This is a genomic window from Streptomyces sp. NPDC007025 (genome assembly GCF_042869455.1).
Taxonomy (GTDB): Bacteria; Actinomycetota; Actinomycetes; order Streptomycetales; family Streptomycetaceae; genus Streptomyces.
In genome coordinates this window covers 383,414-397,226 of sequence record NZ_JBIAFT010000001.1, presented here as the reverse complement: position 1 = coordinate 397,226, position 13,813 = coordinate 383,414, and the positions used below count along the sequence as shown (strand labels likewise).

13 protein-coding genes are annotated in these 13,813 nt (G+C 73.0%); 5 read left to right on the top strand and 8 right to left on the bottom strand.

Going from position 1 to position 13,813, the window contains the following annotated elements:
- From ACFYMO_RS01590 to ACFYMO_RS01565, 6 genes are all read right to left on the bottom strand, one after another.
- A complete protein-coding gene (locus ACFYMO_RS01590; protein ID WP_366770843.1) occupies positions 1-1,902 on the bottom strand; it encodes a proton-conducting transporter membrane subunit in 1,902 nt (633 codons plus the stop codon).
- Positions 1,899-2,204 (bottom strand): NADH-quinone oxidoreductase subunit K, encoded by a 306-nt coding sequence (locus ACFYMO_RS01585; protein ID WP_366770844.1) that lies wholly within the window; start codon positions 2,202-2,204, stop codon positions 1,899-1,901. The genes ACFYMO_RS01590 and ACFYMO_RS01585 overlap by 4 nt, the downstream gene beginning before the upstream one ends.
- Complete coding sequence (locus tag ACFYMO_RS01580) at positions 2,201-2,761, bottom strand: NADH-quinone oxidoreductase subunit J (protein ID WP_366770845.1); 561 nt, start codon at positions 2,759-2,761, stop codon at positions 2,201-2,203. The genes ACFYMO_RS01585 and ACFYMO_RS01580 overlap by 4 nt, the downstream gene beginning before the upstream one ends.
- Positions 2,762-2,824: 63 nt before the next feature.
- Positions 2,825-3,754 (bottom strand): complex I subunit 1 family protein, encoded by a 930-nt coding sequence (locus ACFYMO_RS01575; RefSeq protein ID WP_388543487.1) that lies wholly within the window; start codon positions 3,752-3,754, stop codon positions 2,825-2,827.
- Positions 3,751-5,046: a hypothetical protein gene (locus ACFYMO_RS01570; RefSeq protein ID WP_388543485.1), complete on the bottom strand. Its 1,296-nt coding sequence runs from the start codon at positions 5,044-5,046 to the stop codon at positions 3,751-3,753. The genes ACFYMO_RS01575 and ACFYMO_RS01570 overlap by 4 nt, the downstream gene beginning before the upstream one ends.
- Positions 5,037-5,387: an NADH-quinone oxidoreductase subunit A gene (locus tag ACFYMO_RS01565; RefSeq protein WP_366770848.1), complete on the bottom strand. Its 351-nt coding sequence runs from the start codon at positions 5,385-5,387 to the stop codon at positions 5,037-5,039. The genes ACFYMO_RS01570 and ACFYMO_RS01565 overlap by 10 nt, the downstream gene beginning before the upstream one ends.
- 296 nt (positions 5,388-5,683) lie before the next feature.
- On the opposite strand from ACFYMO_RS01565, the gene ACFYMO_RS01560 reads away from it, so the two are divergent.
- Together ACFYMO_RS01560 and ACFYMO_RS01555 are read left to right on the top strand one after the other, a co-directional pair.
- The gene (locus tag ACFYMO_RS01560; protein WP_388543483.1) at positions 5,684-8,299 is read left to right on the top strand and encodes a polysaccharide lyase family 8 super-sandwich domain-containing protein; all 2,616 of its coding nucleotides are present in this window, start codon (positions 5,684-5,686) and stop codon (positions 8,297-8,299) included.
- Positions 8,300-8,441: 142 nt separating this feature from the next.
- A complete protein-coding gene (locus ACFYMO_RS01555; protein ID WP_019353983.1) occupies positions 8,442-8,612 on the top strand; it encodes a hypothetical protein in 171 nt (56 codons plus the stop codon).
- Positions 8,613-9,515: 903 nt separating this feature from the next.
- Here the strand turns inward: ACFYMO_RS01555 and ACFYMO_RS01550 are convergent.
- Entirely contained in the window at positions 9,516-10,142 is a 627-nt protein-coding gene (locus ACFYMO_RS01550) for a helix-turn-helix domain-containing protein (RefSeq protein ID WP_366770850.1), read from the bottom strand.
- Positions 10,143-10,274: 132 nt separating this feature from the next.
- Between ACFYMO_RS01550 and ACFYMO_RS01545 the strand changes: the two genes are divergently transcribed.
- From ACFYMO_RS01545 to ACFYMO_RS01535, 3 genes are all read left to right on the top strand, one after another.
- The gene (locus ACFYMO_RS01545; RefSeq protein WP_366770851.1) at positions 10,275-11,726 is read left to right on the top strand and encodes an amidase; all 1,452 of its coding nucleotides are present in this window, start codon (positions 10,275-10,277) and stop codon (positions 11,724-11,726) included.
- Between the two features lie 172 nt (positions 11,727-11,898).
- Positions 11,899-12,183 carry a hypothetical protein gene (locus ACFYMO_RS01540; protein ID WP_388543481.1) on the top strand — a complete coding sequence of 95 codons (285 nt, stop codon included), beginning with the start codon at positions 11,899-11,901 and terminating at the stop codon, positions 12,181-12,183.
- A gap of 94 nt (positions 12,184-12,277) precedes the next feature.
- A complete protein-coding gene (locus tag ACFYMO_RS01535) occupies positions 12,278-12,868 on the top strand; it encodes a DUF4232 domain-containing protein (protein ID WP_366770853.1) in 591 nt (196 codons plus the stop codon).
- Between the two features lie 180 nt (positions 12,869-13,048).
- Here ACFYMO_RS01535 and ACFYMO_RS01530 read toward each other — a convergent pair whose 3' ends face one another.
- Positions 13,049-13,618 carry a sigma-70 family RNA polymerase sigma factor gene (locus ACFYMO_RS01530; RefSeq protein ID WP_366770854.1) on the bottom strand — a complete coding sequence of 190 codons (570 nt, stop codon included), beginning with the start codon at positions 13,616-13,618 and terminating at the stop codon, positions 13,049-13,051.
- Positions 13,619-13,813: the final 195 nt, after the last annotated feature.

Below are 13,813 nucleotides of genomic sequence, written 5' to 3'. Positions count from 1 at the left end.
TTACCTCACCAACAGCACGAGCAGGGTCAGCGCCGCGAAGCCGACGACGGCTTGGGCGTAGTACTGGTGCAGCAGCCCGGTCTGCGGGCGCCGGGCCCAGCGGCCGAGGCGGCGGGCCCCGGCGGCGACCGCGCTCACGGCGGCGTCCAGTCCGCCGTCGTCGGTCCGGCGGGCCAGCCGTGCGAGGGCCAGGCCGCCGCGCCCGAGCTGCCGCACGGCGCCGTCCACCACCCGGTCGTCGAAGGTGGCCAGCGCCCGGGCCAGCGCCATGACGGGCCGTACGAGCAGCACATGGGCGGCGCGTTCCAGGCCCAGCCAGCGCTCGGCCCAGCGCACGGTGGGGCGCGGAAGGGAGGCCGCATGCCCGGAGCGGGCGACGCGCGGCAGCCAGGTCCAGGCGGCGCCCGCCGCGCCGAGGGCGACCGCTGCGGAGACGACGGCTTCCCAGGGGTGGAGCGGGGGCCGGTCCCCGGCGCCGAGCAGGGCGCTGAGCCAGTCGGCGGGACCGGGCAACACCAGCACGCCCAACACGGCTCCGGCGGCGGCGAGCGCCCACAGCGGCAGCAGCGCGGAGCGGGCGGGGCGCTGCCGGTGGCCGGGCCGTTCGACGGCGTCCCCCTGGCCCCCGGCATTCGGTTCGCCGGGCAGCGGGCGGGTGACGTACCAGAGCGCCTTGACGCTGTAGACCGCCGCGAGGGCGCTCGCGGCCAGGGCGATCGCATAGAGGGCGGGGTCGTCGGCACGGGCGGCGCCGAGCACCTCGTCCTTGGCCGCCCACAGGGACAGCGGCGGCAGCCCGGCCAGCGCCAGCGCGCCCACCGCGAAGGCGGCACCCACCGACGGCCACCGCCGGGCGGCGCCACGGAGCGCGGGCAGCTGCCGGGTGCCGAGCGCGGTCAGCCAGGTTCCGGCGGCCAGGAACAGCCCGGACTTCACGGCGGCGTGTGCGACCAGTTGCACGGTGCCCGCGGCCACTCCCCCGCTGCCCGCCGCGAGCACCATGAAGCCCACCTGCGCCGAGGTGGAGGCGGCCAGCAGTTGTTTGACGTCGCGCTGGGCGACGGCGACCGTGCCCAGCAGCAGTGCCGTGAGCGCACCGCTCCAGGCGACCAGTGGCCCCGCCCAGTGCGTCGCGGTCAGCAGCGGGGACAGCCGCAGCAGCAGATAGGCACCGGCTGCGACCATGGTGGCCGAGTGCAGCAGCGCGGAGACCGGGCTGGGGCCCTCCATCGCCCGCGACAGCCAGAAGGAGAAGGGCAGTTGCGCGGACTTGCCCAGCGCCGCGAGGACGAGGCCGGCGCCGGTCACGTGCAGCCAGACTCCGTCGGCCTGCGGCAGCGCGTCCAGCCGCAGGGAGCCGACGCCTCCGGCCAGGGCGGCCCCCGCGGCGAGATACAGACCCAGGTCGGCGGCGCGGGTGGTCAGGAACGCGGTGTCCGCGGCCCGTGCCCGGCCCGGCTGCCGCCATCGGTAGCCGATCAGGGCCCAACTCGCGGCGCCCATCACCTCCCAGGCCATCAGCAGCAGTGCCAGCGTGGTCGCCGTGACGGTGACGAGCATCGCGGCGGCGAACAGCAGCAGCAGTCCGAAGTAGCGCCCCCGGTTCTCGTCCGGGCCCGCCTCCCGGGCGGAGAAGACCAGCACGGCGGTGGTGACCGCGGCGACGGTGACCACCATGACCGCCGAGAGTCCGTCCACCCGCAGTCCGGCCCGGATCCCGGCGAACAGCGGGGCGCTCGCCTGGGGCCGGGCGACCGCGGCGGCGACGGCCAGTGCCAAGGTGGCGGCCCCCGCGGCCGGGGCGGCGACCGGGGCGCAGGTGTTCCAGCGGCGTCCACCGAGGCAGAGCAGGGTCCCGGCGCCGAGGGGAAGGGCGAGCAGCGCCCACAGCAGTGCGCTCATCCCTTCAGGTCCTCGGCCATGTCGGTCATGTCGACCTGGCGTGCGCGGTAGATCGCCGTGGTCACGGCGAACCCCATGGCCATCTCGACCGCCATCGCCACCACGGCGGCGACGATGACGACCTGCCCGTCGGCACCGGAGGGGGCGAGGAAGTGCCAGAACGCGGCGGCGGCGACGATGACGCCGCCGATCATCAACTCGATGCCCATCATGATCATGACGATGGACTGCTGGGACAGCGCCCCGAACAGCCCGACGCTGAACAGGCCCGCAGCGAGCACCCAGACGAGTTCGAAGGTCACCGTCCCACCCCTCCACCGACCGGGTCCCGGGGGGTGCGCCGGTCGAGTGCGTCGCCGAAGCGGTCGTAGCGGCCCCGCCGGGTGGCCAGCACGGTGGCGCCGACCATCGTGGCCAGCAGCACGAAGCCGAGCACGATCATGGTCAGCATCTGTCCGCCCATCAGCGCCCTGCCGACCTGCACGGTGGTGTCCGGCGGCGGCCCGCCCCGCCGCGCCGGCCAGGGCACCAGGAAGACCGCGGCGACGAGCACGGCGAACACCGCGGCGCTGAGGGCCAGCGAGCCGCGCTTGTTGTGCAGCATCGACATCGGCATCAGGCCCGCCGGGTTCATCATGTAGGCGACCATGAAGACGGCCATCACCACCATCTCCATGATCATCATCAGTACGGTCACCACGCCCAGGTAGGGCAGTCCGAGCAGCGCCACCACGCCGCCGACGCAGCACAGCGAGAGCAGCAGCGCGAAGGTGGCCCGCGCCATCGAGTCGCAGCGGAAGACCAGCACACCGCCGACCAGGGCGAGCACGCCCAGCACCGCCAGCAGCACGGATTCCATGTCGTCTCTCCTCCTTCCGTCGGCCGTCGGCGGGATGCCGACGGGACGACAGCCGGCGGCAGTTCAGCGTGCGAGCACCAGCAGCGCGGGCACGAGGACCTGCACGAGGGTCAGCGGGACCAGGACGACCCAGGCGAACTCCACGTACCGGTCGGCCCGCACCACCGGCATCCGGCGCAGCAACCACACCAGTCCGGCGAGCACCGCGAGGGTCTTGAGCGTCGACCAGGCCCAGCCGGGCAGTCCTGGCCCCGCCCCGCCGCCGAGGAACAGCGGCACGGCCATCGCCGCGCCGGACGTCAGCCACAGCCACCGGCCCGCCTCCAGCAGCAGCCGGTCGACTCCCGAGGTCTCCCCCAGCACCCCCGCGGCGATGTCCTCGCCCGCCGGGTAGCGGAACGGCCCCAGAAAGCTGAACGCCAGCACACCTGCCAGGTAGACGGCGAGCGCGACCGGCATCCACACCGCGAACCACAGGCCGTGCTGGGCCTGCGCGATGTCGCCCACCCGCAGCGACTCGGCCGCCGTGGCGGCGGAGATGAGGGCGAACATCAGCGGCAGTTCGTAGGCCAGCCCCAGGGCGACGAAACGGTAACCGCCGATCAGCGAGAACGCCGCGTTCGGGCCCCAGCCGGCCAGCCACAGGCCGGCCCAGGTGACCACCTCCATCACGTTGAACCACACGACGCCGACCGACAGATCGGCGACCGCCGTCCCGCCGAACGGAATCACCAGAGCGGACAGCACCGCCGCCACGGGTACGGTCACCACCCCCAGCCGCCACAGCAGCCGGTCCGCGGCCGGCAGCCGCCGGGGCTGCGCGCCCAGCAGCCGGGGCACCTCCAGCAGGGGGCGCAGCGCGGTCCGGACGGTCGCCGGGCGCCCGGCGTCCCGTGCGGCCAGCAGCGCGTCCCCGGCGACCGCCAGCACCGCCCCGGCAAGCAGCAGCGCGGGCGCGGCCAGCAGCGACCACCAGGCTGCGGTCTCCCTCACGCGCCCACCTCCCGCGGCGCCGCGGCCAGTTCGTCCGGGTCCGGGTCCAGGCTGGCCACGACCAGTCGCGCCGCCGCCAGTTCGGCCCCCTCCAGCAGCCCCGGCAGCACCCGCACCAGCGCCGCCGACGGCCACGGACCGTCCGTCGCACCGCCCCGCGGGCCCTCCTCGGCCGGGTCCAGCGGGCTTCGGTCCGCCAGCCGGTCCACGTCCCGCGCCAGGGCCGCCAGCCAGGTCCGGTAGCGGGCGGGGACGTCCCCGTCGGCCCGCGCGGCGGGCCCGGTCACACCGGCGTCCCGCGCCGCCTCGGCGGTCAGCACCCCCGTTCCGCGGGTCAGCCAGTACAGCGTCCGGGAGCGGCCGACCCGGCGCGCGAACCGCCGCACGCCCGGCCGCAGCTCCGCGCTGGACGCGCCGTCGAGCAGGTCGTCCCGCAGCCGCCGGGCCGTGGTCGCCGCCCTCGTCCATCCGGCGACCGCCAGCAGCCGCCCCAGGCTGTCCGCGTGGGCGGCGGCCCGCCGCCGCGCCCCCTCGCCCACATCGACACGTTCCCCGGCGGCGGCCCGGGCCCAGGGCTCTCCCCAGAACGGCGGGCGGGCGGCTGTGGGACGACCTCCGACGGGCGGCCACGCGAACCGCAGACGCTGGACCACATCGCCCTGCAGGGTGAGGCGGGCCGTCAGCCCGTCCGGCCAGTCGGCGAGGAACGGCCCCAGCGGCACGTGGAGTTGGTCGAGCATCAGCCCGTCCCGGTCCGCGCCCTGCCCGGCCATCGGCAGTCCCCAGGGCGGCTCGGAACCACCGTGGGAGCCGTGATCAGCGCCGGAGCAGTGGCCACCATGGCCGCCGCCGCTGTCCTCGTCATGGCCGTCACGCTCGTCCCGCCCGTCGCCGGACCCCACCGACTCCGCGTCGTCGAACCCCGCGTCGGGTCCGCCGCCCGCGCGGTCCTCGTGCCGCCGGCCCGCGTGCCGTCGTCCGGGCGGCGCGGCGAGTTCGGCGCGGCAGCGGGCCAGCGCGTCGGGAAGGGCAGCGGGGGTGGCGGCACGGGCCCGGGCACGGGGGGCGGGGAGGCTCTGCCACAGCCGGTCGATCGCCGGCCGCAGCCCGCGGCACTCGGGGCCCGCCACCAACAGGACATCGGCCTCCGCGGGCGTGCGGGCCCGCGGCAGGTCCTGGAGCCGGAGTCGGCGCTCGGCGGCCAGCCGGGTCGCCGTACCGCCCGGTGTCGTCACCAGCAGGACGTGCGGCCGGGCGGCGGCAGCCCGCAGCGGAAGGGCCGTCAGGTCCATCGCAGCGCGCCTTCCCGCCAGGCGTACACGACACCCGCGACCAGCACCGCGAGGAAGACGAACATCTCCGTCACCGCGCTCGCCCCCACCGCGGAGACGACCCGCGTCCACGGATACATGAACACCATCTCCATGTCGAAGGCGAGAAAGAGCATCGTGACCGTGTACCAGCGGACGTGGAAGCGGCTGACCGCGTGCTCGCTCGGCGCCAGCCCCGAGTGGAACGGCCCGGCGGGCAGCGGGCCGGCGGGGCCGCGCAGCGCACGGGCGGCCGCGTAGAGGGCACCGACTCCCAGCAGGGCGACTCCCAGCAGCGCCACCGCGGCGGTGAGACCGCTCATCGGACCCGCGCCCCTGATGCGCGCCGAATCTGCCGAACTGCCATGGCCGTCGCTCCCTTCCGCGCAGCGCCGTTCTGTCCGTTCCGCCGGGACCGCGTACCCCCGGGGGGCATCTTCATGCGTCGTGATCCGCTGTCGGCTTCGAGAGTGCCCGCTGCGGGTCCGGCTTCCCGGCATGCCACGCCAGCGCGGCCCGGCTCCGATCCGGAGTGCGCGAAGTGTTGTCGGGGCACCCGGCGGCTGTTTCACTGCGTGATGCCTGCGCCACGCCGGTCCGGCTCCCCCAGGGAGGCCCCATGGAGATCCCCCGTCGACATGTGCTCTCGCTGCTGTCCGCCGCAGGGCTGGCAGCGGTGCTCCCGGCGCCCGGAGCTCTCGCAGCCGGCGCCGCCCCGCCCGGTGCGGACGGCACTCCGGGCGGCGCCGACGACGCGGGAACCGGACGGCTGCTGGGCAACGCGCGCGCGATCCTGGCCGGTACGGCGGAGTCCAACGCGCGGCCGGAGACAGCCGCGAAGCTGGCGGCGGTCACCGAGGCGGCGCGCGGCCATCTGGCCGACATGGCGGCCGCGGGCGACGGCGAGCTCTTCCGCGGCCTGCCGCTCGGCAGCAGCGACAGCCATCTCAACACGTCCTTCAGGAAGCTGTACGAGATCGCCCTGGCCTCCCGCAGCCCGGGCGTCCCGTCGGGCGGCCCGCCGAACGACGCGGCCACCCGGAGCCGGGTGCTGGAGGGCCTCGTCCTGCTCCACGAGCGCTACTACGGCGACCAGTCGCAGGGCTATTACGGCAACTGGTTCACCTGGGAGATCGGTATCTCCACCAGCGTCACCGCCACCCTGGTCCTGCTCGCCGAGGACGCCGCGGCGCAGCAACCCGGGCTGCTCGGCCGCTACATCGACTCCATGGACGCCTATCTGCGCCACGGCAAGGACGGCGACGTCGATCTCGACTCACGGTTCCACACCGGCGCCAACCTCGCCGACATCACCACCAACCGCATCCTGCAGGGGGCCCTGCTGGACGACGGGGCCCGGATCGGCAAGGCGCTGGAGGACCAGCTCACCGTCTACGCGACGGTGGACCCCTACCGGCTGCGGCACGGCGTGACCGACGGGCACTACGCGGACGGGTCGTTCATCCAGCACGCGTCCGTCGCCTACACCGGGTCGTACGGGAAGGGGCTGCTGGCCCGGGCCGTGCAGACCCTCGGGTTCCTGGACGGCACGGGGTACGCGCGCACCGAAGCACTGGTGCCGGTGGTGCACCGATGGGTGACCGACGGCTTCGCCCCGGTCGTGTTCGAGGGCTGGATGATGGAGATCGTCAAGGGCCGGGCCGTCTCCCGCACCGGCGGCGGCTACGCCGACTGCGCCGCCGTCGCGGAAGCCGTCACCGATCTGACGGCGTACGCGGACGGCGCACGGGCCACCGCGCTCAAGAGCTATGTGAAGTATCTGCAGACGGTGTCGGCGGCGCCGCCGGATCCGGCCCGCTTCGCCTCCCCGCTCACCGTGGTCCGCCACGCCGCCATCCTGGCGGACGGTTCGGTACCGGCCGAGGACCTGAACCCCGCGGCGCGCTGCACCGCCTTCGACGCGATGGACCGCACGGTGCACCGCCGCCCCGGCCACGCGTTCGCGCTCGCCCGCAGTTCGGAGCGGATCAGCAAGTACGAGTACATGAGCGGCGAGAACCTGATGCCGTGGTTCCAGGGGGACGGCGCCTACTACCTCTACCTGGCCGGGGAGGACCAGCGGCAGGCGTTCGGAGTCGACTACTACACCGCCGTCCCGCCCACCGAGCTGGCGGGCGTCACCGCTCCGGTGGAAGAGCGCAGGACCGTACCGGGGCTGTACGGGAAGCCGTACTACGACAACCCGGACCACCCGCTGCACTTCACACCCTCGTCCGAGTCGCAGAACACCTATGTGTACTTCCCGCGGGGCACCGCCCGCCACTCGGGCGGCGCCGTGCTGGACGCCTGCGGAGCGGCCGGGATGATCCAGTCCGACGACGTCGCCTACGCCGAACGCGACCGGCTGCCGGACGACTTCACGGTGTACCGGAACGCGACCGCCACCAAGTCGTGGTTCATGCTGGACGACGAGATCGTGGTGCTGGCCGCGGGGGTCGGCGACCGGGCCGGGCGCGCGGTCACCACGACCGTGGACGCCCGCATCGCGCCTCCCGGCAACGCGCTGCGGATCAGCGCGGAGGGCCGGGACGGCGGCCGGCGGGCGACCGCCACGGGCACCGCACCCCTGCACTGGCTGCGGTACGCGGACGAGACGCGCCGGACGGCCGTCGGATACGCGTTCCTCGACTCGCCCGGCGCGGAACGCCACCCGGTCACCGTCGGGCTGGAGACCGTCACCCGAAACCGCCGCCGGGTCCGCACCGCGAACCCGGACACCCCCGTCACCCGGCAGCTGTTCCGCGCCGGATTCCATCAGGAGGCAGGTGCCGCGCCGCGTGCGCTGGCCTACGCGCTCGTGCCGCACGCCTCCGAGCACACGCTGCGCCGGTACGGGACCTACGACAGCCCGCTGTCCGTGCTCGCCAACACCACCCGCCTCCAGGCGGTGCGGCACTCCGGACTCGGCCTGCTCGCCGTGAACTGCTTCGGCCGCGGATCGCGGACGGTCGCCGGGGTACGCCTCGACGGCCCGGCCTCCGTCCTCGTCCGCCGGGAGCCGCGCCGCGGGCAGCGGCGCCACCGGGAGGTGACCGTCGCCGCCTCCGACCCCACGATGCACCGCGACCGGCTGACCCTGCTGCTGCACGACCGGCGGCTGCGCCCGGTCTCCCCCGGGCCGGACGTCGATGTCCGCCACGTCCGCGGCGGCACCCTCCTGGTCGTCCGCACACGGCACGCCTACGGGCGCACCTTCACCGTCACCCTGCGCTGAGCGGTCCCGGCCGAGCCGTCCCGGCCGGGACCGCTCAGCCGCCCCCCGGCGCCGGGTGCGCTCCGGCGCCGGGTGGGTACCCGGCGGCGGAGGGGCGTGCGCGGTGGGCGCGGCCCGGGTGCCGAGTGAGAGGAGCGAGACGATGAGTGACCAGACCCCGATGCCCTCCCAGGCGGAGGGCGAGCGCGACAACGGCTTCGCGGAGATGCGTTCCCTCTCGCCTGCCGAGCGGCGCAAGGCGGAGCACCCCGACTGCCCGCGCACCACTCCCTCGCAGGCCGAGGGCGAGCGGGAGGAGGAGCCGGGCCGGTGACGGCCGGTTGGCAGCCGCAGCCGCACCTCCCGCGTCCGGTCGGCGGCGCCGCCCGCCCCGGCGGGCACTGCACCGCTGCACCCGTGCCGTCGTTCGTCTTCGTTCGGACGGAATGACGGAATAGGGAGACGTTTCTTCAGGCAGGCACCGGCCACTCCCGGTGTATTCCGCCACGCCCGGCGGTCGATTATCCGCTGGTCGCATTCCCTCCTTGTCCGGATTCCGCCACCGTTCGGATTCCGCGAGACGAGCGGCGGGCATTCTGCCCCTCAGGACGACAGCGAGAGGGTGCGCCCCCTGCCCAGGTCATGCGCCCCCGGCGCATCCGCTCCGCCCCCTCGGGGGGTTATTCGCCGCCCCCCTTGCGGGCGCCGCCTCCGTGCGCACTGAATAGAAATCCGCTGAAGCACGCGGAAGGGCGGATGCTTCAGCGGAGCGCTCTCCGAAAAGCACGACGGAATGACGACACACCACCCCACAGAAAGGCGGATCCCTCGGAGCGCGCACACCCGGCTGTTGGCCCGGCCGGGAGCCTTCCGGGCACCAGGTGCCCCCGGCCCGCTTGCACCGGACGGCCGGGGGCACTGCCGCGAGGACACCCGCCCGGCCTCCCGCGCCCCGACCCCGCCCCCCCTTCCCGGGATGCGACCGAGATACGCGCCAAGAGGACGCAACGGGATGACCTTGAAGTCCTGAGCACCGGCGCGCACGGACTCGGCGTCCGGCCCGACGCGTACGCCCCGAAGTTCGACGTCGACTTCACCCCATTGCGCGAGCAGTGCCGGGCAGGGGTGCGGGGAGTCAGGCATCGGCCGGAGACAAGCATTCCGGAGACAAGCGTTCCCGCGAACTCGGGCGAACGCGCACCGGTCTCCCGCTACCGGGGACACGGATTCGAGGCTGTCAGCCGACGGCCGGCCGGGATGCGTCGAGAGGGGAGCCGTGCCGATCCACGATCCCCTCGACGATTCTCATCAGGCGGTCCCCCGCCCGATCGATGCTTCCGTTCTGCGTGCTGACCTGCGCGCCTTCGAGCACGAAGGTGATCTCGGCTGCGGCCTGCTCGGGGTCGGGCAGCCCGGCCTCGGCGCACAGGCCCACCAGCCTGCGGGTCTGGTGGGCCTTGTGCTCCTCGATCACTTGCCGCGCGGGATGAGAGCGGTCGGGCAGTTCGGCCAGGGAGTTGATGAATGGGCAGCCCCGGTGCGAGATGGCCGACAATCCTTCGGCGATGAAGCGGGCCAAGCCCATGATCTGCTCCCTGGGCCGGCCGGGGTATTCCATCCGGACCCGGTCGAAGGCCGCCTGGTAGTCGGCGGCGACGATCCGCATCCACTCCGCGACCAGTGCGTCCTTGGTCTCGAAGTGCCGGTAGACCGCCATTTTGGTGGTCGCGGCCTGCTCGGCGATCGCCTGGACGCTCACCCGCCGAATTCCCTCGCCCTGGAAGAGCTCTTCCGCTGCGTCGAGGATGCGCTCGCGGGGCGGCAGTTTCGCCACCCTGCTCGGCCTGCTGACGGTCGATGCCATGGCTGCTCCGTGACGTCCACTCGGGTGCGGGGCCTCTTGACTCATCGCCCCCACGGTACCACTTCGTTCCATGCGATACCGTTGGGTATCGTCAGGGACTCAGCAGTATTGTTCTTTCCGCTAGGAGTAAAAGTGAGAGCTGCCGAGTACGTGAACCATGACGCGGTCGGACTCGCGGAGCTGGTGGCCGCAGGGGAGGTGGCCGCCGCCGAACTGCAAGCAGCCGCGCTCGAGGCCACGCAGGCCGTCGATCCGCAGGTCAACGCGATCGTGGAGACCTGGCCGGCCGACGACGAGCCCAAGCCCGGCAGCACACCGCTGGCCGGGGTTCCTTTCCTGATCAAGGACATCGGAGCCGCCATGGCCGGGCGGCGCATGGAGCTGGGCAGCCGCCTTGCGGCCGGCCACGTCGCACGCGCCGACTCCTTCCTCGTGCTGCGCTTGCGTCGCGCCGGACTGGTGACGTTCGGACGTACCGCGACATCGGAGATGGCCTACAGCATCACGACAGAACCAGTGCTGTACGGCGCGACCCGTAACCCGTGGAACCTGGACCGGAGCGCGGGCGGATCCAGCGGGGGCGCGGGCGCGGCCGTAGCCGCCGGGGTCGTACCGCTTGCCCACGGCACCGACGCCGCCGGCTCGCTCCGTGTCCCCGCCGCCTACAACGGCCTCTTCGGACTGAAGCCCACCCGCGGCCGAGTCTCCATGGGCCCCGACTTCGACGAGCTCTTCAGCGGCCTGGCCGTGCCCGGCAGCGTCAGCCGCACGGTCCGCGACAGTGCGGCCCTGCTCGACCAGATCAGCGGCCCGGAACCGGGTGACCCCTACTTCGCCCAGCAGCCGTCCCGGCCGTACACGGAAGAAGTCACCCGCCACCCGGGCCGGCTGCGGATCGGTGTCCTCGGCCAGGCATGGGGCGGACGCCGCACCACCGCACCGGTGGCCGACGCCCTCTCGCGTACCGCGAGTCTGCTCGAATCCCTCGGCCACCAGGTGGAGGAGGCCGAGGTCGGCCTGGGGGCCGACTGGGAGGAGTACGTCCTGGCCAACGCCCATCTGTTCACGGCGAACCTCGCGGCCACGGTCGACGAGCTGGCTGCCGCCTTCGGCCGGCCCATCGACTCCTCCACCCTCGAACCGGCGACCCTCGCCGGCTACCACTACGGGCAGCGGGTCAGCGGTGTCCAGTTCGTCGCCGCTCTCACGATCCGAAACCGTGTCTCCCGCAGCCTGGCCCGGTACTTCGACACCTACGACATCTTGCTCACCCCGACCGCGCCGGAGCTTCCCACGCCCCTGGGCACCTATGCCGAGAGCGCGCGGACGCTGGACGGCCTCGGCTGGATCGACACCGTCTTCGACCGCTCTCCGTTCACCACGCCTTTCAACATGGCGGGCACGCCCGCCATGTCCGTGCCGCTGACGGCCGACGCGGAAACCGGGCTTCCGATCGGTATGCAGTTCGCCGCCGGATACGGCCTCGAAAGCCGCCTTTTCCGCCTCGCCGGCCAGTTGGAACAGGCAAGCCCGTGGTCGGCCCGAATCCCCACGGTGTGGGCAGGGAATCGCACGGGCCACTGAGAAGCGCCCCTGCAACCGGGAGCCGACGAGCCATGCGCGGAGCGAATGGGAGAAGTACCCCGCGCATGCCGTCCTGGTACGGCAGGACCCCGCACACGGTCACGCTGCGGGGTCCCGCACCTCCCTCGCTTGTCGGCCCCGCCTGCCGACGCTTGACGAAGGAGTCCCGCTCATGTCCGCAGATTCCCAATCCAGCACACGCCACGACGTCGAATTCGACGCGGACGGCACCACATTGCGCGGCTGGTTCTATCCGGCTCCTGACAGTGCCCCGACATCCGCCGTCGTCATGGTGCACGGGTTCTCCCTGGTCAAGGAGGCGTACCTGACCGCTACGCCGAGCGGTTCGTCGCCGCCGGGCTTGCGGCTTGCGGCTCGCGGCTTGCGGCTTGCGGCTTGCGGCTTGCGGCTTGCGGCTTGCGGCGACCTCACCGCTGACGTGACCGGCGTCACATGACACGTCGAACCATCCGGTGAACTTTTCGCGGAGTGAGCGCATCACATCTTCCGTAAACCGCACATGCACCCCGATTGAGAGAGGAATACCCGACATGACTGAGCAGCACCGCAGCAGCACGGCACGCGGACGGGCGGCGAAGCGTTTCGGTGCCGCGAGCCTGGCCGTCGCAGCCGCCGCGGGACTCGGCCTCGCCGGTGCGGGAGCGGCCCAGGCGCTCGGCAATCAGGCGCTCGGCGGCCAGGCGGCGAGCAGCGTACCCACCTGCAACACCTCGGGGCTGACCGCTTCCTTCGGGCAGAAGCTCGGCGGCGGGATGAACCACGAAGGGGTCGTCCTCAAGCTGAAGAACACCAGCGGACACACCTGCAACCTGCGTGGATACCCTGGCCTCGGCCTGGAGGACTCCGGCCACCGGACGCTGAGTTCGTCCGTGCACTGGGGCGACTCCTGGTACGCGAAGGACCCCGGCAAGAAGACCATCGCACTGAAGGACGGCGCGAGCGTGGCGGCCGTGATCTCCTGGACGCACGCCAACACCGGGACACCCGACGCACGGGACGCGGCGTACCTCCAGGTGACGCCGCCGGCCAACACCACGCACAAGACGCTGAAGTTCCCCGCCTGGGTGGACAACGGCCGACTGGAGGTCACCGCGTTGGCCACCGACGTACACGTCGGCTGAGCGCGTTCCCGAACTGCCCGCACGAGGCGCTGTCCCACGCCGGACAGCGCCTCGGCGTGCATCCGCGCCCGCCCCGCGGCGCCTCTCTCCGGGGGCCGTCCGGCCGTGCGGCGCCGGCTCCGCGTCCGGCGCCGCACGGCATATCGGGGACGGATCCCCCCCTTGCACCCCGGCCACCGGCTACTTCGCCGAGGCCGTGGGCTTCCCGGCCACCGGCCCCGGAACATCCAGGGCCAGCCGCAGCTTCCGCACCGCGTGGTGGAGACGGGACTTCACCGTGCCCGGAGGTATGCCGAGCACATGGGAGACCTCTCGGGTCGACCTGCCGGTGTAGTACGTCTCCCACAGCACCTCGCGATGTGCCTGCGACAGCGTCCGGAACGCCTCCACCAGGACCAGCGAGGAGAGCACCTGGTCGACATCGTCGGCCTCGGAGAGCACGTCCTCCAACCAGGCGGCGCCGTCGACCTCCTTGGGGCGGGCCCGGCGCAGGCGGTAGTCGTCGATGACGAGATTGCGCGCCACCTTGAACAGCCAGGGACGCAGATCCTGCCCCGAGCCGACGAGCCGTTGATTGCGCCAGCAGCGCAGCAGCGTCTCCTGGACGACGTCCTCGGCCCGCTGCACGTCCCCCCCGAGGAACTGGAGCACATAACCCTGTAACGGCCGAGCGTGCTGCTCGTAGAGCGAGCGCATCGCCCGCTCACCGGCGCTGGCGGCGCCCTCGGATCCCAAGACGATCCAACTCACGGTTCCAACCCCTCGCATCATGCCGCCGACAACGGCGGACCGGCATCGGGACACGCACAGCGGCCCCCTCACGAGGCAGAGAGTCGCGAGGGTGAATCCACATGCCGTTGACGGCCGTCCACTCTTCCGCGAAGAGCACACAGAGAACTACAAAATGGACAGGGCCTGTCTTTTCCCGATAAACAAGTGTCTTCC